Here is a 21,634-nt window from a genome sequence, read left to right as displayed (position 1 = left end):
AGTTTTTGTTTGGGTTTTGATAGCTCTAACTCACTGTCTATAAATAATTTATCAATTGATATTTTAATTTGCAGGAATCTTGGTGCTTTTTTGTTCGAAGAATCAAAGAAATATAGAACTTCATTGAGCATTTGAGGATAGATCGGCAGGGATTATGAATAAATAAGTTCGGAATAGAGCTAAGAAAATCTCAATTATCAAAAGTGACAGTGATACAATAGCCCAATGAGCGAAATTAGAACCCAAGTCCAATTCGTCGACATTGACGAAGATATGGCTGGTCAGCGTATTGATAACTTCTTACGCAACCAATTAAAAAACATCCCGAAAAGCATGATTTACCGAATCGTGCGTAAAGGCGAAGTCCGCGTTAACAAAAAACGTATCAAGGCTGAGTACAAACTAAAAGCTGGCGATTTAGTTCGTATCCCTCCGGTTACTATTGAAGAGAAAACAGAAGAGAACGTGCCAAGCACGAAACTCAACAAGGTCTCAGAATTAGAACAGTGCATCATTTATGAAGATGATCACATGCTGATTCTAAACAAACCTTCGGGTACTGCCGTTCATGGTGGCAGTGGGCTGAAGTTTGGCGCAATCGAAGCATTGCGTGCACTTCGTCCTGATGCTCGTTTTCTAGAGTTAGTGCATCGTATCGATAGAGATACATCTGGTATTCTGCTTGTTGCTAAGAAGCGCTCGGCGCTAAGACACCTTCAAGCACAGTTCCGTGAAAAAACGGTTCAAAAATATTACTTCGCTCTAGTTATGGGCGAATGGAAGAACAGCTGTAAGGTTGTTAACGCTCCATTATTGAAAAATGAAGTGAACAGTATTGTTCGCGTGAACCCGAACGGTAAAGCCTCTGAGACGCGTTTTCGAGTTTTAGAAAAATTCAAAGATGCGACGTTAGTTCAAGCAAGTCCAATTACGGGGCGTACACACCAAATCCGTGTACATACTCAATATACTGGCCACCCAATTGCTTGGGATGATCGCTACGGTGATCGTCGTTTTGATGCTTACACGGGTAAGGTTGGTCTGGATCGTTTGTTCCTACACGCAGCAAACATTAAGTTCACGCACCCAGGTAGTGAAGAGAAGATGGATATCTCTGCACCAATGGAAGCGAGACTTGAAAAAGCTCTGACCGGATTACGTAAGATCTAAGAAGATACGAGATACGAGATACGAGATACGAAGCTATAGCGTGTTCTCTAAATTTACTATTCAGTATCCATAAATGAGAGAGGTTGACGAATTTCGTCAACCTTTTTTGTTTGTGCTTGTTGCAAGAGATCCCCCAACTCGCTCGCTCCTCACTCTTGGGGATGACGAAGGAAGGAGTAGGGAACTTCCAATCGAGGTGGCGGATACCCGTTACAAGACATTCATTCCTTGTACTTCAAGCATATCGACCAAGTCGATCAGCGGCAGACCAATAAGCGTGTTCGGATCTTTTCCTTCCATCTGTTTAAACAACGCGATACCTAATCCTTCACACATAAAACTGCCCGCGCAGTAATAAGGTTGTTCCTTCTCAACATAAGAGATGATCTGTTGTTCTGTTAAATCGCGGAAATGCACAACAAAGGTGTCGAGACGCGTGTCAGCTTCATTGGTTTCGTTGTTCCAAATCGAAAGCCCGGTATAAAAAGTAATGCTCTTGCCGCTTTGGCGAGATAATTGCTCGATTGCTTTTTCTCGAGTATGAGGCTTACCTATGATCTCTCCATCAATGACACAAACCTGATCAGAACCAATGACCAAGCTTGGTTGTTGTACCATGCACGAATTAGCTTTGGCCTCGGCAAGACGCATCACTAACTGTTGAGGTGTCTCTTCTGGAAGCGGCGTTTCATCGCAGTCTGGCTTGGCTGTAATGAAGCTCAACTGTAGTTTTTTGAGGATCTCTTGCCTAAATGGTGATGTAGAGGCTAAAACTAGTTGGTAATTTCTCATTTTAATTTACAATTCAAGGAAGCATTTATCTCAGGATAACGTAACTTGTCCTGCTATTCATAATGCTCTGAATAGGAAAGGCAGGAAAGTACATTTTTTTTGCCATTTCCTTTGACTAAACATGATTTGGAAGATAAGATTCGCGCCCTATGCAAAAGGAAAAAATACCGCGTACAGTTGATCCGGCAAGAACGGCTCAAAAACGACTCGATGTGAATGGTATCATTCAGGTCAGTCTTTTAAAGCGTTTAACCGAAGCAACTGAAGGCGTAAAACGTGACGCGCAAGTCTCAATGTCATTTGGGCTTGATGAACAACGATTAGTCGTTATCTCTGGTAAAGCTAACGTCGAAGTCGATTTAGAGTGTCAACGTTGTAATGAGGTTTTCGCACATGAGTGCGATGTCCAATTTACTTATACTCCTGTTTACAGTGAGAAAAGTGAAGAAGAAGCACCGGAAGAGTACGATTTGGTAGATCTGAACGAGTACGGTGAGTTAGACCTGATTCAATTAGTTGAAGACGAGTTCATCCTTGGATTGCCACAAATAGCAATGCACGACGATGCGGACTGTAGCGTTAACTCAAATAATTTGGTATTTGGTGAACTTCCTGAAGAAATTGAGGAAGATAAAAAGCCGAATCCATTTGATGTTTTAAAAAGCTTAAAGAAGTAATTGCTTCTTTAAGAATTTACATAGGAGTAGGGTCAATGGCCGTACAAAAGAGCAAGAAATCACGTTCAATGCGTGGCATGCGTCGTTCACACGATGCACTAACTACAGCTGCACTTTCTGTAGACGCAACTTCAGGTGAAACTCACCTACGTCACAACGTGACTGCCGAAGGTTTTTACCGCGGCAAAAAGGTTATCAACAAGTAAGGTTGACCTTTGCAAAATCTAACCGTTGCGCTTGATGCAATGGGCGGGGACTTCGGTCCTCGTGTAACAGTGCCTGCCGCCGTGCAGGCACTGTCGTATTTCCCAGAGCTAAAAGTCATTCTCATAGGTGATCGAAACGCGATCACATCTCAATTATCTTCATTAGGTCGAATGCCTGATTCTCGTTTGAGTATCCAGCATTGTGATCGAGTTATTTCCAATTCTGAAAAACCTTCACTAGCCTTACGTAATAGTCAGGGTAGCTCTATGCGTGCCGCTATCGATCTAGTTGCCGAATCACAGGCTGATGCTTGTGTGAGTGGTGGTAACACTGGCGCACTGATGGCTTTATCCCGTTTCCGACTCAAGCTCCTCCCCGGTATTGATAGACCTGCATTGGTTTCAGCTTTGCCTACCGCATCAGGGAATCGCACATGGATGCTTGATTTAGGGGCAAACGTGTCTAGTGACGCGGATTCACTCTTTCAGTTTGCTGTCATGGGCAGTGCATTAGCGGAACAACATTTAGGTCGCGCTCCACGTGTCGCTATCTTGAATATCGGTGCAGAAGAAATCAAAGGTAATGACCTTGTAAAACGATGCGCTGAAATGTTGTCGAACACTCAGTCTGTGAACTTCATAGGCTATATTGAAGGTAATCAATTACTTCAAGATGCTGCTGATGTCGTCGTATGTGATGGTTTTGTGGGCAATGTCTGCTTAAAAACGTGCGAAGGTACAGCTCAGCTCTTTATTGATAAGCTAAAAACGCGCATGATGGCTTCAACAATAAAGGGTTGGATAGCCAGAATGTTGTTTTCTGAGCTATTTACTGAATTAAAAACCTTGAACCCCGACCAGTATAACGGCGCAAGTTTGTTAGGATTGCGCGGCATTGTCATTAAAAGTCATGGAAGTGCTGATGTGTCTGCAGTCGTCAACGCGATTGGTGAAGCAGTACACGAGGTCAAACGACAAGTCCCCAGCCGCATTAGCGATCGTTTGGAAGCGGTTTTACTCGAGAGGCATTATTAGTCTTCATGTATAGCAAAATTTTAGGTACTGGCAGCTACTTGCCATCTCAGGTGCGTACAAACGCAGACTTAGAGAAAATGGTAGAGACTAGCGATGAGTGGATTGTTGCTAGAACAGGTATTAAAGAGCGTCGCATTTCAGCGGAAAACGAAACCGTTGCTGATATGGCGTTTTACGCTGCTGAAAATGCCATTGAAATGGCAGGTATCGACAAAGAAGATATTGATTTAATCATCGTTGCGACAACCAGCAGTAGCCACACATTCCCGTCTTCGGCATGTCAGGTACAAGGTAAGCTTGGTATTAAAGGCTGCCCTGCGTTTGATTTGGCTGCAGCGTGTTCTGGTTTTGTTTACGCACTGTCTGTTGCTGATCAACACATCAAGACTGGCATGTGTAAGAACGTTTTGGTAATTGGTGCGGATGCACTGTCAAAAACCTGTGATCCGACTGACCGCTCTACTATCATCCTATTTGGTGATGCAGCAGGGGCGGTGGTTGTAGGCGCAAGCGAAGAGCCAGGTATTTTGTCTACTCACATTTACTCTGACGGTAAATACGGTGAGCTTCTAAGCCTAGAAGTACCAGAGCGCGGCGGTGATGCAGACAAATGGCTGCACATGGCGGGCAACGAAGTCTTCAAAGTGGCGGTAACTCAGCTTTCTAAGCTAGTTAAAGACACATTAGCTGCGAATAATATGGATAAGTCAGAGCTTGATTGGTTAGTTCCACACCAAGCGAACTACCGTATTATCTCGGCAACGGCTAAAAAGCTGACGATGTCGCTTGATCAAGTAGTTATTACCCTTGATAAGCACGGCAACACTTCAGCAGCTACCGTACCAACGGCCCTTGATGAGGCTGTTCGCGACGGGCGAATTAAGCGTGGTCAAACGCTTCTTCTTGAAGCCTTTGGTGGCGGCTTCACTTGGGGTTCTGCGTTAGTTAAATTCTAACCTCAAGCGATAATCAACAAACAAGGCACATAACTTATGTGCCTTATTCAATTTTTTGCTTTGCTTAAAGGATAATTACAATGAGCAAGTTTGCTATCGTATTCCCAGGCCAAGGTTCTCAAGCTATCGGTATGCTTGCTGACCTAGGCGAACAGTATGATGTTGTTAAACAAACATTTGCTGAAGCTTCAGAAGCACTTGGTTACGATCTATGGGCATTGGTTCAAGATGGTCCAGTAGAAAATCTAAATGAAACTTTTCGTACTCAACCGGCTCTATTAACAGCGTCTGTTGCAATTTGGCGTGTATGGCAAGAGCTTGGTCTAGAGCAACCTGTAAACTTAGCAGGTCACAGCCTAGGCGAATACTCTGCACTCGTATGTGCGGGCGTTATCGACTTTAAAGAAGCGATCAAGCTGGTTGAACTACGTGGCCAACTGATGCAAGAAGCGGTTCCTGCTGGTGTTGGTGCAATGTACGCAATCATTGGTCTAGACGATGAAGCGATTGCTAAAGCGTGTGAAGAAGCTGCGCAAGACGAAGTTGTGTCTCCAGTTAACTTTAACTCTCCTGGCCAAGTTGTTATCGCGGGTAACAAAGCAGCAGTAGAGCGTGCTGGTGCACTTTGTAAAGAAGCGGGCGCTAAGCGTGCACTTCCGTTACCTGTTTCTGTGCCGTCTCACTGTGCACTGATGAAGCCAGCAGCAGACAAGCTAGCAGTGGCTCTAGAAGCTCTAGAGTTCAACACGCCAGCACTGCCTGTTATCAATAACGTTGATGTTATTGCTGAAACAAACCCTGAAAAAATTAAAGACGCACTTGTTCGTCAGCTATACAGTCCAGTTCGTTGGACTGAAGGTGTACAAGCGATGAATGAACAAGGTGTCGAGAAGCTACTTGAATTAGGCCCTGGTAAAGTTCTTACTGGTCTAACAAAACGAATCGTAAAAACTATGACAGCTGCTGCAGTTAATGACACTGCATCACTAGAAGCTGCTAAGTAATAACCACTTAATAGAGAAGTTATGATGAATTTAGAAGGCAAAGTTGCACTAGTTACAGGCGCAAGCCGTGGCATCGGTCGTGCAATCGCTGAACTTTTAGTTGAGCGTGGTGCTAAAGTTATCGGTACTGCTACATCTGAAGGCGGCGCTGCTGCAATCAGCGAGTACCTTGGTGAGAACGGTAAAGGTCTTGCTCTTAATGTAACGGATACTGACTCAATTGCTGCTACACTGAAAACCATCAACGATGAATTCGGTGCGATTGACATTCTAGTTAACAACGCAGGTATCACTCGTGATAACCTACTTATGCGTATGAAAGACGACGAATGGAATGACATCATCGACACTAACCTAACGCCTATCTTCCGCATGTCTAAAGCTGTATTGCGTGGCATGATGAAGAAGCGTCAAGGTCGTATCGTAAACGTTGGTTCTGTAGTCGGTACTATGGGTAACGCTGGTCAAGCTAACTACGCAGCTGCAAAAGCTGGCGTAATTGGTTTTACTAAATCAATGGCTCGTGAAGTTGCGTCTCGTGGCGTTACAGTGAACACTGTAGCTCCTGGTTTCATCGAAACTGACATGACTAAAGCGCTAAATGATGACCAACGTGCAGCAACTTTGGCGAATGTACCAGCAGGTCGACTAGGTGACCCTCGCGAAATCGCTGAAGCTGTGGTATTTTTGGCGTCACCTGCGGCAGCTTATATCACAGGTGAAACACTTCACGTCAATGGCGGTATGTACATGGTGTAAATTATGTGCAACATTTGTGCATGATTTAAGTCAAGATCATACGTAATTTCGGTTAAAATCGTGAAAATTGTGGTTTGACCAGAAAAGTTGACCTTGCAACTTTCAATAGATTGAATAAACTACGGAAAACATCGCATAAAGCGAACTCTGTAAAGGAAAAGAAAAAATGAGCAACCTCGAAGAACGCGTAAAGAAAATCATTGTTGAACAGCTAGGTGTAGACGAAGCTGAAGTTAAAAACGAAGCTTCTTTCGTTGATGACCTAGGTGCAGATTCTCTAGACACAGTTGAGCTAGTAATGGCTCTAGAAGAAGAATTCGACACTGAAATCCCAGATGAAGAAGCTGAGAAAATTACTACTGTTCAAGCAGCTATCGATTACGTAACTAGCGCTCAGTAATAATCTCTCCCAGGCGGTCACCTCGACCGCCTGTGTTTTATCTAACTCATCTATCCTCATCTTAAATCACCTCAATCCCCGGAGTGTAAAATCGTGTCCAAGCGTCGTGTAGTTGTCACTGGCATGGGTATGTTGTCACCGGTAGGCAACACTGTAGAATCTTCTTGGAAAGCCCTGCTAGCTGGTCAAAGTGGTATCGTTAATATCGAGCACTTTGATGCAACCAATTTCTCAACTCGTTTTGCAGGTCTAGTTAAAGACTTTAACTGCGAAGAGTATATGACTAAAAAAGATGCTCGTAAGATGGACTTGTTCATCCAGTACGGCGTCGCAGCAGGTATTCAAGCTTTAGATGATTCAGCCCTAACTATTACTGAAGAAAACGCTCCACGTGTGGGTGTTGCTATCGGTTCTGGTATTGGTGGTCTTGGTTTGATCGAAGCCGGTCACCAAGCTCTAACTGAAAAAGGCCCTCGTAAGATCAGCCCGTTCTTCGTACCGTCGACGATCGTGAATATGATTGCTGGTCACATGTCTATCATGCGTGGCCTACGCGGTCCAAACATCGCGATTTCTACTGCATGTACGACTGGCCTACATAACATTGGTCACGCGGCTCGTATGATTGCATACGGCGATGCAGACGCAATGCTAGCGGGTGGTGCTGAAAAAGCATCTACACCACTAGGTATGGGCGGTTTTGGTGCGGCTAAAGCACTGTCTACTCGTAACGATGAGCCTCAAAAAGCTTCTCGTCCATGGGACAAAGGCCGTGATGGTTTCGTTCTTGGTGACGGTGCCGGCATGATGGTTCTTGAAGAGTACGAACATGCAAAAGCGCGTGGCGCTAAGATTTACTGTGAGCTAGTTGGCTTCGGTATGTCGGGTGATGCTTACCACATGACATCTCCAAGTGAAGATGGCTCTGGTGGCGCACTAGCGATGGAAGCGGCTATGCGTGATGCTGGCATTACTGGTGAACAAATCGGTTATGTTAACGCACACGGTACGTCGACTCCTGCGGGTGACGTAGCGGAAGTTAAGGGCATTAAGCGTGCTCTTGGCGAAGCAGGCAGCAAGCAAGTATTGGTTTCTTCTACGAAATCAATGACTGGTCACCTTCTAGGTGCTGCAGGTTCTGCTGAAGCTATCATCACGGCTATGTCTCTGGTTGACCAAATTGTTCCACCAACAATCAACCTAGATGATCCTGAAGAAGGCTTAGATATTGACTTAGTACCTCACACTGCGCGTGAAGTTAGCAACATGGAATATGCTGCATGTAACTCATTCGGTTTCGGTGGTACAAACGGCTGTTTGATCTTCAAAAAGATTTAATCATCTTATTAAAGACATAAACACTCGTAGATAGTCACAATTAGACTTGTTTTTAAACGGCTTGATGCTTTAGCATTGAGCCGTTTCTTTTTATGGGGAAAAACATGTTTTGGGTTGATGGAGAAAGCCAGCAAACTGTCGATATATTGGATCGCTCATTTCAGTACGGAGACGGCTGTTTTACAACCATGCTTGTAAAAGGTGGCCAGATTCAACATTTTCACGATCATCAGCATCGTGTAGATGAATGCCTGAAAGCGCTACGCATTTCTGCTCTTGATTGGGATGTTGTTAGTCCTTGGCTCGATACTGCGCTTCAACACATCCAACATAACGCTCTTCATGGCACAAAGAACCTTTCTGGCTCAAAGAAGTTCCATAACGCAAACAAACCTCATAATGAAAAAGCAGGGATTAAGCTGCACGTTAGCCGTGGAGCGGGTGGGCGTGGCTACAGCACCAAGAATATCGCTAAACCTACGGTCACCATCAGTACTTTTGATTTCCCAAGCCATTATTCAGCGTTGCAAGATTCTGGTGTTGAACTCGGTGTTTGCCATCAAGCGCTAGGTTTGAGCCCACTACTTGCTGGCCATAAGCATAATAATCGTCTTGAGCAGATTTTGATGAAAGACGAAATGGACCAAACCAATGAAGTGGATGGTGTGGTTCTTGATATTTCAGGCAATGTGATTGAAACCACAATGGCCAACCTGTTTTGGCGCAAAGGTCAGGCGATATACACACCTCAACTCACTCAAAGTGGTGTAGCAGGGGTTATGCGTAAGCAAGTGTTAACCGCGCTGAATCAAGCTGAACTTTCCGTTACAATTAGTGACTACTGCTTATCTCAACTCATGCAAGCTGATGAGGTTTTCATGACCAACTCCATTTTAGGGGTTGCCCCAGTTACCCGTATTAGTGATACCCAATTTAACATTGGAACCGTTACTCGTAGCCTTCAAGGACAACTAAACTCGTGATCAAAAAGTTATTTATTTTTATTATCTTGTGCTTAATCGCAGCTGGTGCTGCTGGTTTTTATGTTTACAACCAAGCACAAGATAACCTGAAACAAGTTATTCAATTAGAAAAACCACAAGTCGTGACTGTTGCTTCAGGTAGCAGCTTTAACCGCGTTCTAGCCCAGTTGATTAACGAGGGGCTTTTTGAGGCTTCTCCTTACGAGAAGTTAATTCGTAAATTACACCCTGAGCTTGTAGACGTAAAAGCGGGGACTTTCCTGCTTGAACCGGGTTTAACATTAGAGCAGGCACTACAAGTGCTTGTTGAGGGCAAAGAGCACCAATTCACTATTACCTTCGTTGAAGGCAGTCGCTTTGATGAATGGCTTGTCCAGCTAAAAGACAACGAATTCATTCAACAGACGTTGGACGGCGTTTCTGAAAAAGAGATCGCTGAAAAGTTGGGTATTGAAAACGAGAAGCTAGAAGGTCTTTTCTTAGCAGAAACGTATCATTACACCTACGGCACCACTGATTTAGATTTGTTGAAGCGCGCGCATCGCGACCTAATGAGCGTGGTGAATGAAGAGTGGGAAAATCGAGCGGATAAGCTTCCTCTTAAATCGCCATACGAAGCGTTAATTCTTGCGTCTATCATTGAGAAAGAGACCGCTGTTGCGTCAGAACGTGAGCGTGTCTCTTCTGTATTTGTTAACCGTCTGAACAAGCGTATGCGATTGCAAACTGACCCAACGGTTATCTACGGCATGGGTGACAGCTACGATGGCAATATCCGTAAAAAAGACTTACGCACGCCAACGCCATACAACACCTATACAATGAGTGGCTTGCCACCAACGCCGATTGCCATGGCAGGTCGAGCGTCAATTAATGCGGCTCTGAATCCAGAAAAGAGCAACTATCTCTATTTTGTCGCGAGTGGAACAGGTGGGCACGTATTTTCAAAGAGTTTGGCTGAGCACAACCGTGCAGTACGAGCTTACTTAAAACAATTAAGAAAAAACAGATAAAGAAATAATTATGAATCAGTCGAAATTTATCGTGGTTGAAGGCCTTGAAGGCGCAGGCAAAAGTACAGCGATCAATGCCATCGTTGAGACATTAAAAGCATCGGGTGTTGAGGATATTATTAATACTCGCGAGCCGGGTGGTACTGTCTTAGCTGAAAAGATGCGTTCATTGGTTAAAGAAGAGCACGCAGGCGAGAAGCTTCAAGACATGACTGAGTTGCTGCTGATGTACGCAGCACGTGTTCAATTAGTAGAAAACGTTATCAAGCCTGCACTAGACAGTGGTCAATGGGTATTGGGTGATCGTCATGATATGTCTTCACAGGCATACCAAGGTGGTGGTCGCCAGATCGCACGCACTACTATGGAATCACTGAAAGCAACCACGCTAGGCGGCTTTAAACCCGATCTAACGCTATATTTGGACCTAGACCCTAGAGTAGGGCTAGAACGTGCTAGAGGCCGTGGTGAGCTTGATAGAATTGAAAAGATGGACATCTCATTTTTCGACCGCACGCGTGAGCGCTATCTAGAAATTGCAGAACAAGATGATTCTGTACTTGTGATTAACGCGCAGCAAGAAATTGAGCAAGTAGCCGCTGATATTAAAGTCGCGCTAACTGCTTGGCTCGATAAACAGTAGGTAGTCATGGCTGAAGTATATTCTTGGCTCACACCGGTATGGAGTGAGTGGAAAAAAAGTCTCGATGCGGAGCGTTTTCCTAACTCTGTAATTGTTAATGCGCCGGAAGGGCTTGGTGTTGATGCGTTGATTAGCCAACTTACCGACGCATTGATGTGTACGAACTATGAAAGCGAGTCGTGCGGGTTTTGCCACAGCTGTGAATTGATGAAGTCGGGCAGTCATCCTGATTTTCATGTGATCTCACCAGAGAAAGAAGGTAAGTCGATCACGGTTGATCAAGTGCGTGCCAGTAATCGTTGGGCTCAAGAGTCTTCTCAGTTAGGTGGTTTGCGCGTTATCTTGCTTAACCCTGCTGAAGCAATGAACGAATCGGCTTCCAACGCACTACTGAAAACTCTGGAAGAGCCATCAAGTAAGTGCATCTTCATTCTTTCTACTCGTAACAGTAACCGTTTGATGCCGACTATCATTAGCCGTTGCCAACAATTTAATGTGGTAAGCCCACAGTTGGAGGTGGGGTCTGCTTGGTTAGATGGTGAAGTTGGTAAGGCTGTCCCACAATATATTTTAGCGCTTAATGACAACGCGCCTTTAAAAGCGAAGGCGATGTTCGAGCAGGGTGGAGTAGAGGCTTCGACCAAAGCGCTCGATGGCTTTGTTAATGTCATCAAGGGCACTCAACCTGACATGCTAAAATTCTCGACAGAGCTTAGCAAAGACCCTTTGATTCAATTGGGTTGGCTATGGCACTTATTGTCTGACGTACAGAAGCTGCATTTTGGCTTGTCGAATCAGGCTATCACTCCTAGCGCGAAAGCACTGGTTGAGGTGATGTCTTATCAAAGTGCTTACGCAGCATCGAATAAGCTGCTCACATTGATTGAGCAGTTAAAGCAACACCCTGGGCTCAATACGGAGCTACTCATAATGAATTGGCTGATAGCCACTTGCGAGGAAACATGTTCGTAGATTCCCACTGTCATTTAGACAAATTGGATTACCAAGATTTACACACAAACGTAGAAGACGTTGTGAACAAGGCGAAAGCAGCAAACGTAGACCAGCTGTTGTCTGTCGGTGTGACACTAGATTCGTTTGAAAATATGCTCGAGATGATCTCGCCGTTTGATAACGTTAAAGCGTCTTGTGGCGTTCATCCTCTCGATGTAGAGAGTGACTTCTGTTTAGAGAGAATGCGTGATTACGCGAGCAACCCAAAAGTCGTTGCGATTGGTGAGACAGGCTTAGATTACCATTACCAACCTGAGACGGCTGAGTTGCAACAACTGCGATTCAAGCAACATGTCGCGTTGGCCGTAGAGCTGAACAAGCCTTTGATCATCCATACTCGTAACGCGCGTGAAGATACTCTCGCGATTCTACGTGATGGCGGAGCGGAGAAGTGTGGTGGTGTGATTCACTGCTTTACTGAAGATCAAGCGTTTGCTGAAGCGGCAATGGAACTGGGTTTCTATATCTCAATTTCAGGTATTGTGACCTTTAAGCAGGCTACAGAACTTAAAGAAGTTGTTAAGAACCTACCGCTAGACAGGTTGCTTATCGAGACGGATTCTCCATACTTGGCGCCAATTCCATATCGTGGCAAGCAGAATCAACCTGCATATGTCGTGGAAGTGGCGGCCTATATTGCGCAATTAAAAGGTATGTCGATGAAAGAGGTTGCTGAACAAACGACCAAAAATTACCAGAAACTTTTTTTGCGATAAAAATCTAACTAAACAAATAAAAGGGAGCGAAAGCTCCCTTTTTGTGTTTTTGATCACCAAAAATGCGTTTTTTTTTAATGTTTACGAATTATGTTGAACTTGAGAGCGCTAATTATAACATTTGTAATTTTGTTACTAAAAATAACATTAGCTCCTATTTTATTTACCCAGTAAAATAATAGGGCTCTTGAAAAATATCTATGTATTTCAATTAATTAAATAATTGTAAAGCATTGCATTTCTAGATTTGACATGTGATCCAAGACGTGTTTTGAAACTAAATTTCGTAAGTGACTAGAAAGTTAGTTCCCCATCAATATATATTTAGCGGCAGAAAATATAATGCAATACATGGTTACATTTTCGCAGGGTGCTAACATATAGGCTACGGGGGTGTGCCGTTAGAACCCAATATAATTATTTTATCTTTATCAGGAGCATAAACATGTTTAAGAACCTTTTTGCTAGCCTGCAGAAAGTTGGTAAGTCTCTGATGCTTCCAGTATCAGTTTTACCAGTTGCGGGTATTTTGCTAGGTGTCGGTGCAGCAGATCTTCCTTTCATTCCAGAAATCGTTTCAAACTTAATGGAACAAGCTGGTGGTTCAGTATTTGGTCAAATGGCACTACTGTTCGCAGTAGGTGTTGCACTTGGCTTTACTAACAACGATGGTGTGGCTGGTCTAGCTGCTATCGTTGGTTACGGCATCATGACTGCTACACTTGGCGTAATGGCTGGTGTAATGGGCGTTGATAAAATCGATACTGGTGTACTAGGTGGTATCCTAGTCGGTGGTGTTGCTGCTTGGGCATTCAACCGTTTCTTCCGTATTCAACTACCAGAGTACCTTGGCTTCTTCGCTGGTAAGCGTGCTGTGCCAATCATCACAGGTTTCTCTGCGATTGGTCTAGCAATCCTACTATCTGTAGTATGGCCACCAGTTGGCGGCGCTATCTCTGCGTTCTCTGATTGGGCTGCTCACCAAAACCCACAAGTGGCGTTTGGTATCTACGGTATCGTTGAGCGTTCTCTAATTCCATTTGGTCTTCACCACGTTTGGAACGTACCTTTCTTCTTTGAAGCTGGTACTTGTGTAAACGCTGCTGGCGAAACTCAAAACGGTGTTCTTACTTGTTACCTAGTTGCTGATGACGCATCTCGTGCAGCGGGCAATGGCTTCGGTCAGCTAGCTGGTGGTTACATGTTCAAGATGTTCGGTCTACCTGCTGCTGCAATCGCGATTGCACACTCAGCTAAGCCTGAAAACCGCGCTAAAGTAATGGGCATCATGGCTTCTGCTGCGTTGACTTCATTCCTAACGGGTATCACTGAACCAATCGAATTCTCATTCCTATTCGTTGCTCCTGTTCTGTACGCAATCCACGCTCTACTAGCTGGTTCTGCTTACGTTCTTGCGAACACTCTAGGTTTTGTACACGGTACATCTTTCTCACACGGTCTAATCGACTTCCTAGTTCTATCTGGCAACGCGTCTAAGATGGGTCTAATGGTTGTATGTGGTATTGCTTACGCTGCAATCTACTACATCGTATTCCGCACTGTGATTAAAGCTCTAGACCTTAAAACTCCAGGCCGTGAAGACGAGACTGAAGAAGAGTCAGTTGCGACTGGTTCTGAACTTGCTGGTGAGCTAGTTGCTGCATTCGGTGGCAAAGCGAACATCACAGGTCTTGACGCTTGTATTACTCGTCTACGTGTTGCAGTAGCTGATACAGCTCTTGTTGACCAAGACAAACTGAAGAAACTAGGCGCTGCAGGTGTTGTTGTAGTTGCTGGTGGCGTACAAGCTATCTTCGGTACTAAGTCTGACAACCTTAAGACAGACATGGATGAGTGGATCCGTAACAACGGTTAATTCACTGATTCAATAAATTGAAAGGAGGCCGAAAGGCCTCCTTTTTTATTTTCAGCTCTATGAAAGACCTATTATGCTTAATCTCCATTAACTCAGATACTTATCATTCAACTCGATCAGTTGATGGTTGCTCTTAAATTTTTCGTGTCTTTTATCTTTTACCTAGCGATGACACCTTTCGTTATTATTCCAGTAAACTACCGCTTTTAAACACAGTCTGAGAATATTATGAAACATCGTTACTTGATCGGCCTTATGTGCTGCAGCGGAGCCTCGTTTGCTCACGCTTCTGAAGCTCCAGCTTTGGAAGTTGGACTTGCCATTGACCAAGACCTGAGTGTCGTTGTGGAATTTGATCAGAAATACCGTGCTACGATTGGGAATGACGGTGCTGCATTTGACTACATTTGGAAGCGTGGTCAGTTCGAGACTGAAGCTCCATTGAGTTGGTACGTCGGTGCTGGTGCTTGGGCTGAATGGAATGACGACTTTGGCTTACGCTTGCCGTTAGGCGTAAAAGTGAACTTCTACGAAGGTTGGAATGCTTACGCACAAGTGCACCCTGAGCTCGATATGTATAAAGGTGTTGAGTTGCAAGTAGGTGGCGCTTTAGGTGTTACCTACAAGTTTTAATCTGAACCGAAACCGTTTTAATAATGAAAAAAACCAGCACTTAGCTGGTTTTTTCATTTGGGCCGATCTTATATTTTTGCTTCATTGAGCCGCTTAGAAAGTAAAACTGAGTCCGATATTGGCTTGGAATTGGTTCATCCAGTCGGTATCAAAGCGAATAATGCACTCTTGTCCATTGCTTGGGATGTTACACACGCCAGTTGTGTCGTTATCCACGACGGTACCTAACCAACGTACTTGTGTGTTCAACGCTAATCGATCACTAAATTTGTACTCTAAGCCACCAAAGATTGAGGTTGAGAACCCATACTTATCTTTTGCCCAGTCTACATCGACGTAAGAAGCCCCAAGACCTAACCCTAGATAACCCGACAACACGGGGGAGGCCGGGTAGTAGATGCTACTTTGAAAGTGTAGGTATTGGATGGAGGAGCTTAGGTTGAGTGTTTCTAATTCCGAGCTCTGATTGGAATAGAAGAAGCCGATGCGTCCTTTTTCAAGTGGCGTTTCAATTGCAAAGGTGTAGTTTTCAGAGCCTTTCATGTCATAGGTTTTACCGTCCTGGTCTTCGACACTGCCACCGCCGGTATAACCCACCATCGGAGTAATGATGATCTCCGGCGAAGCATGTGCGCTTGAAACGGAGAGAAACGCAATCAGTGCCATCATATTTGCTTTGTTATTCATGAGTATATCCTTATCCATACACTTACTAATTGTGATGGTTACATCAATATTGTGCGACTAATTTCGACGATTCTTGAAGATACTTCACACACCTGATAGTACTTAAATAGAGACTCGACAAATTAATAATAAGCCAGAGGTGTCTATGGACCATAATCTGAAAAATGCCCTACAAATAACAGCGTTTATCTACACAGTCATTCTTTCATTTGGCTTTATTGCGATTGGTAGTTAATACCTTCCAATTCGAGGCTGAGTTTTTATACTCAGGGAATAATGAATAGTGGGATTATAACCAATCTTGATACAGCAATAGACTTAGACTATTACGCTAAGTTTATTGCTGGAAAAACAGCACTGGTCGCTCAAGGTGGCGGACAGAGAAGTATTTTTACTTCTGGAGTGCTGGATGCCTTTCTTCTTTCTAATTTTGACCCCTTCGACGAATTTTTTGGCACCTCAGCAGGCGCTCTTAATTTATGTGCTTATCTGTGCCGCGATAAAGGCCTTGGTCGTTCTTTCGTTCTCGACCTCACTACTGCACCGGAGTTCTTTAATCTCTTTTCCTATATACGCCACAGAAAGAACCTTGGATTAGAGTGGGCCTTAGAACAAATCATGGCTTATCCATACAAACTCGATCTGGATTTGGGACGACAAACGCTAGGTGATCGCCACTTCTATGCGGCTGTAACGGATTCTAAAGATCTGCGAGATCACTACTTTCCGTTATTGGGCGAAGATTGGTATAAGGTGATGATTGCGACCTGCGCCATTCCTCGTTTGTACAATGATGAAATTTATATTGGTGACAGTGCTTATGTGGACGGTGGCGTATCAGCATGCATACCGGTCCAAGAAGCATGGCGCAGGCAAGCTCGTTCCATTGTTGTGATTCGTACTGAGCCCGTGCTAGAGGATGAAGATGTGGATTTAGCTGAAGCTCAGGTGACTAAGTCTTCAATTAAAGCACCTAAACCGATATCTGCCGAAGAATTGGAATGGTTCCGCGAATCTTTTGACAGTGTTCAAGGTCATTGGCAACAGAAAGTGGAACAGTGGAAAAACGACTGGGCCTCTTTCTTCCAACAACAAATTATGCGCTCAAAAGAGCAGAAGCGTGACCGTGGGCATTTGGACCTGCTGAACGGTGGTCGCTGGCTATTTGGAGCGGATGACATTTATCGTTTGAGTCATTTAATTGGGGATAAGTTTGATTCAGGCTTAGCTGATATGTTGATGGTGCATTACCAAACTTATTCATTAACTCAGGACTTTTTGAATTCGCCACCGGACGATGCGTTTGTGGTGCAAATAGCGCCAAGTCAGCCGCTAAAATCGAGTTCATTAATGAGTGACAAAGAAGATCTGTTGCACGATTACGAATTGGGCTTAGAAGCCGGTTACCGATTTGTAGAAACCTACACTTCAACGGAAAACGCTCGCAATTCACACATGCCACAGTTGGCCACCATTGCTGCTGACAAGTAGTACTCAATCTTGATGAGTTAGCATACCGCGAGTTAGCCGTGTCATTAACGAAGAATGTTCTGAAATGAAAAAGGGTTATTGAACGTGGTTCGATAACCCTTTTTTGCTTTTGAGACTAGGCAAATCGTTTCGCCTTACGGCCACACACTAAGTGACAGGCAAGATTCTCATACAGTTGGTTGAGCCTGCTACATCCATGATATCACCTTGAGTGACGATCACTAGGTCGCCAAACTTAAGGTGTCCTTTCTCCTTCAGGCAAGTGAGTGTTGATAGCGCAATATCAAAGCTGTCTTTGGCTTCTGTCTCAAAGTAAATAGGTGTAACACCTCGGTACAAGGTACAGCGATTGAGCGTTCCTTCGTTACGAGACAGCGCGTAGATAGGCATGTCAGCACTTAAGCGAGACATCATCAACGCAGTACGGCCAGATTCGGTGAGAGTGACTACACCTTTAATGCCTTCCATATGGTTTGCCGAATAGATGGTTGCCATAGAAACGGTTTCTTCAGCGGTAACAAAGGTGCGGTCAATACGGTAATTCGATTGGTTAACCCCCGCCATCTTCTCAGCTCCAATACACACTTCTGCCATCGATTTTACGGTTTCGACTGGGTAATCACCGGCAGCAGTTTCACCGGAAAGCATGACTGCGTCGGTGCCATCGAGTACTGCATTGGCAACGTCCATCACTTCGGCACGAGTGGGCATTGGCGCAGAAATCATTGATTCCATCATTTGAGTTGCGGTGATCACCGTTCGGTTAAGCGCTCTGGCACGGCGTATAAGCTGTTTTTGTACACCGACCAACTCAGGGTCACCAATTTCCACTCCGAGGTCACCACGAGCCACCATGACCACATCTGAGGCCATTATGATGTCATCCATGTTCTCAACAGTGGCGACTGTCTCTGCTCGCTCCACTTTTGCGACGAGGTGAGCTTCTAAGCCGGCTTCTCGTGCAAGCTGACGAGCGTAGTGCATGTCTTCACCATTACGAGGGAAAGACACCGCTAGGTAATCCACTTTGATTTGTGCGGCGGTGACGATGTCGCGTTTGTCTTTTTCTGTTAGCGCTTCTGCGGAAAGGCCGCCGCCTTTTTTGTTGATGCCTTTGTTATTTGAGAGTGGGCCGCCAATGATAACTTCGGTGTGAACACGGCAACCTTCGACCTTGGTTACTTTGAGTTGAACACGACCATCGTCAAGCAACAAGATATCGCCGGCGGATACGTCGTTAGGCAGTTCTTTGTAATCAAGGCCAACGGCTTCTTGATTGCCTTCGCCTAAACCTAGGCTGCTATCGAGAGTGAACAGGTCGCCTACGGCAAGTTGGATTTTGCCATCTTTGAATGTCGACACACGAATCTTGGGACCTTGTAAGTCTCCGAGAATGGCGATTTGAGTACCGTGTCTTTTTGCTATTGCTCTGACTTTTTCTGCGCGTTGTATATGGTCGTCGCTGGTGCCGTGAGAGAAGTTCATACGGACGATATTGGCACCTGCTTTGATGATTTCTTCAAGCACGTTACCTTTATCTGTTGAAGGGCCTAGCGTTGTGACGATTTTCGTTTTTCTTAATTCGGCTGTCATGAATACTCCTAGAGTGAGACCAAGTAATCTTTTACAAGACTGAATTAAGTATATGCATTAATTGATAATTTATTGGGAGCTAGGAAGATATTTCTGTATTTACTGATATTTATTGTATTTAGCACTCAAGCGCGATGTTTTTTTATGAAAATTAAGTCTCGATTTATCGATGTGGGTGTTAATTTTCCTCGAACAATTTGACTCGATACACAAAGATTCATGTATATACGTGATACTGGTCACGGCGATATACCAAGTGACTTCACAATTACTTCGCAAAGTAAAAAAATTACCTCGTTGATGATTTCTGGAGCGTAAAATGTACATGGCTCAACCGGGCCATATTGATCATATCAAACAGGTCAATGCTGGTCGTGTATATAAACTAATTGACCTTAAAGGTCCTATTTCTCGTATCGATCTGTCCAAGCAAAGTGAGTTGGCTCCGGCGAGTATTACTAAAATTACCCGTGAACTCATTGAAGCTCACCTTATTCACGAAACCACGGTTCAAGAAGCCACGACTCGTGGACGTCCTGCTGTCGGTCTACAAACCAATAACGAAGGTTGGCAATTTTTGTCGATGCGTCTTGGTCGCGGATACTTGACGATCGCGCTCCATGAATTGGGCGGCGACGTGCTTATCGATACCAAAATTGATATCCACGAACGTGATCAAGATGATGTGCTGGCGCGTCTTCTTCATGAAATCGATGAGTTCTTCCAAACCTATGCTGAGCAACTCGACAGGGTGACGAGTATCGCTATCACACTGCCAGGCCTTGTGAATTCAGAGCAGGGTATTGTGTTGCAAATGCCGCACTACAACGTTGAAAATTTAGCGTTAGGGCCGGAGATCTACAAAGAAACCGGTCTGCCAGTTTTTATTGCCAATGATACCCGAGCATGGGCATTAGCAGAGAAGCTGTTTGGTAACTCACAAGATAACGACAACTCTGTTCTTATCTCTATTCACCACGGTTTAGGTGCCGGGATCATTCTCGATGGTCGCGTTCTGCAAGGGCGTCACGGTAATATCGGTGAACTGGGTCATATCCAGATCGATAAAGAGGGTAAGCTTTGTCATTGTGGTAACCGAGGCTGTTTAGAAACGGTGGCGAGTTCTCAGGCAATCCGTGAGCAAGTCAAAGAGCGACTGGTAAATGGTGAAGAATCAACGCTAACTGTGTTTGAAGACGTCACTATTGAACAGATCTGCGCTGCCGCTGCTGATGGTGATCCATTGGCTGTCGAAGTGATTGAGCAGTTAGGCCGTTATCTAGGCTCTGCGATTGCGATTGTGATTAACCTATTCAACCCAGAGAAAATCTTGGTGGGTGGTGTTATCAATCAGGCGAAGAGCGTGTTATACCCAGCGATTCAAAAGTGCATCGAAGAGCAGAGCCTATCGGTTTACCATAAAGACTTAGAGCTGGTGGAATCTCGTTTTTATAAGCAGGCAACCATGCCAGGTGCTGCTCTCATCAAGCAGGCTTTATATGATGGTCAACTGCTAATGAAAGTTATTGAAGGCTAACTCTTTTTCTCTTCTTTAAGCCTTACCCCGAACCTTTCCATGTACTTAAGCTTTGTATAACATCATTTGTTGTACTTAGTTTAAGCATTCTGTGCATTAGCGCTTTGCTTTAACCTATTGAAGTAGGCTATTGTAGCCACAGTTATTATTTGTCACTAAGGTGTTGTATGTCTGGCGTTTTAAATTCGGTTGATCAGAGAACCAAGCTAGTCGGTGAAAACCGTCTGGAACTCTTATTATTCAGCTTAAATAGTCGTCAACTATTTGCGATTAACGTATTTAAAGTGAAAGAAGTCCTAAAAGTGCCAGTACTTACTCGCTTACCGGGCTCTCACCACCATATTACGGGTGTTGCTTCTCTACGTGGTGAATCGGTACCTGTGATTGATCTGCGAAGTGCCATTGGCTTTCCGCCATCTCGTGCGGAATCTCAAGAGAGTAACCTGATCATTACTGAATACAACCGAACCGTACAAGGTTTCTTGGTTGGGCAAGTTCGTAATATCGTCAATACGACATGGACAGAAATCCAGCCGCCGCCAAAGACAACAGGCCGCGCAAACTACCTAACCGCTATCACGCATATTCAAGAAGAAGAGCAGCACAAGATCGTCGAGATCATCGATGTTGAGAAAGTGTTGGCTGAGATCATTGATTACGATGTATCGATCTCTGAAGGTGTGTTAGATCAGCAGTTAGCCCAGGAAATGATAGGACGTAACGTGCTTATCGTTGATGACTCTTCAACAGCGCGTAATCAAATCAAAGGCACCTTGTCGCAGCTTGGGTTGAATATTATTGAGTGTTGTGATGGCTTAGAAGCACTGACCTTACTTAAGAGTTGGTGTGATGAAGGCAAAGACATCAATCAAGAAATATTGTTGATGATCACCGATGCTGAAATGCCTGAAATGGATGGCTACAAACTGACTCACGAAGTACGTACTGATCCTAGAATGCATGACCTATTCATTACGCTAAATACCTCATTAAGTGGAAGTTTTAATGAGGCGATGGTGGAGAAAGTCGGGTGTAATCGCTTTATTTCTAAGTTCCAACCAGATTTACTGGTTGAGGTAACTCAAGAGCGTATGCGTCAGATCCTGTAATT

General features: G+C 44.4%; 23 protein-coding genes. 20 read left to right on the top strand and 3 right to left on the bottom strand.

The features are described 5' to 3' along the window. Nucleotides 1–225 precede the first annotated feature (225 nt). Entirely contained in the window at nt 226–1,170 is a 945-nt protein-coding gene (gene rluC, locus CWO27_RS02480) for a 23S rRNA pseudouridine(955/2504/2580) synthase RluC (protein ID WP_048659718.1), read from the top strand. Nucleotides 1,171–1,380: 210 nt separating this feature from the next. On the opposite strand, the gene CWO27_RS02475 is transcribed toward rluC, so the two are convergent. Continuing rightward, complete coding sequence (locus CWO27_RS02475) at nt 1,381–1,962, bottom strand: Maf family protein (RefSeq protein ID WP_107898513.1); 582 nt, start codon at nt 1,960–1,962, stop codon at nt 1,381–1,383. Nucleotides 1,963–2,111: 149 nt separating this feature from the next. On the opposite strand from CWO27_RS02475, the gene yceD reads away from it, so the two are divergent. The 15 genes from yceD to CWO27_RS02400 all read left to right on the top strand — a co-directional run bounded on the left by yceD (nt 2,112) and on the right by CWO27_RS02400 (nt 15,215). Beyond that, the gene (yceD, locus tag CWO27_RS02470) at nt 2,112–2,639 is read left to right on the top strand and encodes a 23S rRNA accumulation protein YceD (protein WP_046222705.1); all 528 of its coding nucleotides are present in this window, start codon (nt 2,112–2,114) and stop codon (nt 2,637–2,639) included. A gap of 35 nt (nt 2,640–2,674) precedes the next feature. Beyond that, on the top strand, nt 2,675–2,845 hold the full coding sequence (gene rpmF / locus CWO27_RS02465; protein WP_004737376.1) for a 50S ribosomal protein L32: 171 nt from the start codon (nt 2,675–2,677) through the stop codon (nt 2,843–2,845). Nucleotides 2,846–2,854: 9 nt separating this feature from the next. Next, entirely contained in the window at nt 2,855–3,880 is a 1,026-nt protein-coding gene (gene plsX, locus CWO27_RS02460) for a phosphate acyltransferase PlsX (RefSeq protein ID WP_017062152.1), read from the top strand. 5 nt (nt 3,881–3,885) lie between these two features. Next, nucleotides 3,886–4,836, top strand: coding sequence for a beta-ketoacyl-ACP synthase III (locus CWO27_RS02455; RefSeq protein WP_010437276.1), 951 nt, complete (start codon nt 3,886–3,888; stop codon nt 4,834–4,836). 80 nt (nt 4,837–4,916) lie between these two features. Next, entirely contained in the window at nt 4,917–5,840 is a 924-nt protein-coding gene (gene fabD / locus CWO27_RS02450; protein WP_102478249.1) for an ACP S-malonyltransferase, read from the top strand. Nucleotides 5,841–5,864: 24 nt separating this feature from the next. Next, nucleotides 5,865–6,599, top strand: a complete 735-nt coding sequence (gene fabG / locus CWO27_RS02445) for a 3-oxoacyl-ACP reductase FabG (RefSeq protein ID WP_029235138.1) — start codon at nt 5,865–5,867, stop codon at nt 6,597–6,599. A gap of 166 nt (nt 6,600–6,765) precedes the next feature. Then, nucleotides 6,766–6,999 carry an acyl carrier protein gene (gene acpP, locus CWO27_RS02440; protein ID WP_004737381.1) on the top strand — a complete coding sequence of 78 codons (234 nt, stop codon included), beginning with the start codon at nt 6,766–6,768 and terminating at the stop codon, nt 6,997–6,999. A gap of 93 nt (nt 7,000–7,092) precedes the next feature. Continuing rightward, nucleotides 7,093–8,337: a beta-ketoacyl-ACP synthase II gene (gene fabF / locus CWO27_RS02435; protein ID WP_019821243.1), complete on the top strand. Its 1,245-nt coding sequence runs from the start codon at nt 7,093–7,095 to the stop codon at nt 8,335–8,337. Between the two features lie 104 nt (nt 8,338–8,441). Next, nucleotides 8,442–9,320, top strand: coding sequence for an aminodeoxychorismate lyase (gene pabC, locus CWO27_RS02430; RefSeq protein WP_102432554.1), 879 nt, complete (start codon nt 8,442–8,444; stop codon nt 9,318–9,320). Beyond that, complete coding sequence (gene mltG / locus CWO27_RS02425) at nt 9,317–10,333, top strand: endolytic transglycosylase MltG (protein ID WP_107898512.1); 1,017 nt, start codon at nt 9,317–9,319, stop codon at nt 10,331–10,333. Before pabC ends, mltG begins: the two co-directional genes overlap by 4 nt. A 10-nt stretch (nt 10,334–10,343) precedes the next feature. Beyond that, the gene (tmk, locus tag CWO27_RS02420; protein ID WP_107898511.1) at nt 10,344–10,976 is read left to right on the top strand and encodes a dTMP kinase; all 633 of its coding nucleotides are present in this window, start codon (nt 10,344–10,346) and stop codon (nt 10,974–10,976) included. Nucleotides 10,977–10,982: 6 nt separating this feature from the next. Next, entirely contained in the window at nt 10,983–11,948 is a 966-nt protein-coding gene (locus CWO27_RS02415; protein ID WP_048659710.1) for a DNA polymerase III subunit delta', read from the top strand. Further along, nucleotides 11,939–12,706: a TatD family hydrolase gene (locus CWO27_RS02410; RefSeq protein ID WP_107898510.1), complete on the top strand. Its 768-nt coding sequence runs from the start codon at nt 11,939–11,941 to the stop codon at nt 12,704–12,706. Before CWO27_RS02415 ends, CWO27_RS02410 begins: the two co-directional genes overlap by 10 nt. A 445-nt stretch (nt 12,707–13,151) precedes the next feature. Further along, a complete protein-coding gene (ptsG, locus tag CWO27_RS02405) occupies nt 13,152–14,582 on the top strand; it encodes a PTS glucose transporter subunit IIBC (protein WP_017062145.1) in 1,431 nt (476 codons plus the stop codon). A gap of 228 nt (nt 14,583–14,810) precedes the next feature. After that, entirely contained in the window at nt 14,811–15,215 is a 405-nt protein-coding gene (locus tag CWO27_RS02400; RefSeq protein WP_048659708.1) for a hypothetical protein, read from the top strand. 93 nt (nt 15,216–15,308) lie between these two features. On the opposite strand, the gene CWO27_RS02395 is transcribed toward CWO27_RS02400, so the two are convergent. Further along, a complete protein-coding gene (locus tag CWO27_RS02395) occupies nt 15,309–15,902 on the bottom strand; it encodes an outer membrane beta-barrel domain protein (protein WP_048659707.1) in 594 nt (197 codons plus the stop codon). 145 nt (nt 15,903–16,047) lie between these two features. Here CWO27_RS02395 and cydH point away from each other — a divergent pair, with 145 nt between their 5' ends. After that, nucleotides 16,048–16,137 carry a cytochrome bd-I oxidase subunit CydH gene (cydH, locus tag CWO27_RS02390; protein ID WP_102432550.1) on the top strand — a complete coding sequence of 30 codons (90 nt, stop codon included), beginning with the start codon at nt 16,048–16,050 and terminating at the stop codon, nt 16,135–16,137. A 41-nt stretch (nt 16,138–16,178) separates the two neighbouring features. After that, nucleotides 16,179–17,393, top strand: coding sequence for a patatin-like phospholipase family protein (locus tag CWO27_RS02385; protein WP_102432549.1), 1,215 nt, complete (start codon nt 16,179–16,181; stop codon nt 17,391–17,393). A gap of 147 nt (nt 17,394–17,540) precedes the next feature. Here the strand turns inward: CWO27_RS02385 and pyk are convergent, their stop codons facing one another. Then, complete coding sequence (pyk, locus tag CWO27_RS02380) at nt 17,541–18,986, bottom strand: pyruvate kinase (protein ID WP_048659705.1); 1,446 nt, start codon at nt 18,984–18,986, stop codon at nt 17,541–17,543. A gap of 319 nt (nt 18,987–19,305) precedes the next feature. Here pyk and mlc point away from each other — a divergent pair, with 319 nt between their 5' ends. Next, the gene (mlc, locus tag CWO27_RS02375) at nt 19,306–20,523 is read left to right on the top strand and encodes a sugar metabolism global transcriptional regulator Mlc (RefSeq protein ID WP_102478313.1); all 1,218 of its coding nucleotides are present in this window, start codon (nt 19,306–19,308) and stop codon (nt 20,521–20,523) included. A 167-nt stretch (nt 20,524–20,690) separates the two neighbouring features. Then, a complete protein-coding gene (locus CWO27_RS02370; RefSeq protein ID WP_048662085.1) occupies nt 20,691–21,632 on the top strand; it encodes a chemotaxis protein CheV in 942 nt (313 codons plus the stop codon). Nucleotides 21,633–21,634 lie beyond the last annotated feature (2 nt).

Origin of the sequence: Vibrio sp. 10N.286.51.C3 (assembly GCF_003050065.1) — a bacterium.
Classification (GTDB): Bacteria; Pseudomonadota; Gammaproteobacteria; order Enterobacterales; family Vibrionaceae; genus Vibrio; species Vibrio crassostreae.
Note: the sequence above shows the minus strand (reverse complement) of the source record. Positions and strands in the feature narration are given on the sequence as shown.

Coding starts and splice junctions, on each gene's coding strand:
- rluC (WP_048659718.1), top strand. CDS start 226: ATGAGCGAAATTAGAACCCAAGTCCAATTCGTCGACATTGACGAAGAT.
- CWO27_RS02475 (WP_107898513.1), bottom strand. CDS start 1,962: ATGAGAAATTACCAACTAGTTTTAGCCTCTACATCACCATTTAGGCAA.
- yceD (WP_046222705.1), top strand. CDS start 2,112: ATGCAAAAGGAAAAAATACCGCGTACAGTTGATCCGGCAAGAACGGCT.
- rpmF (WP_004737376.1), top strand. CDS start 2,675: ATGGCCGTACAAAAGAGCAAGAAATCACGTTCAATGCGTGGCATGCGT.
- CWO27_RS02455 (WP_010437276.1), top strand. CDS start 3,886: ATGTATAGCAAAATTTTAGGTACTGGCAGCTACTTGCCATCTCAGGTG.
- fabD (WP_102478249.1), top strand. CDS start 4,917: ATGAGCAAGTTTGCTATCGTATTCCCAGGCCAAGGTTCTCAAGCTATC.
- fabG (WP_029235138.1), top strand. CDS start 5,865: ATGAATTTAGAAGGCAAAGTTGCACTAGTTACAGGCGCAAGCCGTGGC.
- acpP (WP_004737381.1), top strand. CDS start 6,766: ATGAGCAACCTCGAAGAACGCGTAAAGAAAATCATTGTTGAACAGCTA.
- pabC (WP_102432554.1), top strand. CDS start 8,442: ATGTTTTGGGTTGATGGAGAAAGCCAGCAAACTGTCGATATATTGGAT.
- tmk (WP_107898511.1), top strand. CDS start 10,344: ATGAATCAGTCGAAATTTATCGTGGTTGAAGGCCTTGAAGGCGCAGGC.
- CWO27_RS02415 (WP_048659710.1), top strand. CDS start 10,983: ATGGCTGAAGTATATTCTTGGCTCACACCGGTATGGAGTGAGTGGAAA.
- CWO27_RS02410 (WP_107898510.1), top strand. CDS start 11,939: ATGTTCGTAGATTCCCACTGTCATTTAGACAAATTGGATTACCAAGAT.
- ptsG (WP_017062145.1), top strand. CDS start 13,152: ATGTTTAAGAACCTTTTTGCTAGCCTGCAGAAAGTTGGTAAGTCTCTG.
- CWO27_RS02400 (WP_048659708.1), top strand. CDS start 14,811: ATGAAACATCGTTACTTGATCGGCCTTATGTGCTGCAGCGGAGCCTCG.
- CWO27_RS02395 (WP_048659707.1), bottom strand. CDS start 15,902: ATGAATAACAAAGCAAATATGATGGCACTGATTGCGTTTCTCTCCGTT.
- cydH (WP_102432550.1), top strand. CDS start 16,048: ATGGACCATAATCTGAAAAATGCCCTACAAATAACAGCGTTTATCTAC.
- CWO27_RS02385 (WP_102432549.1), top strand. CDS start 16,179: ATGAATAGTGGGATTATAACCAATCTTGATACAGCAATAGACTTAGAC.
- pyk (WP_048659705.1), bottom strand. CDS start 18,986: ATGACAGCCGAATTAAGAAAAACGAAAATCGTCACAACGCTAGGCCCT.
- mlc (WP_102478313.1), top strand. CDS start 19,306: ATGTACATGGCTCAACCGGGCCATATTGATCATATCAAACAGGTCAAT.
- CWO27_RS02370 (WP_048662085.1), top strand. CDS start 20,691: ATGTCTGGCGTTTTAAATTCGGTTGATCAGAGAACCAAGCTAGTCGGT.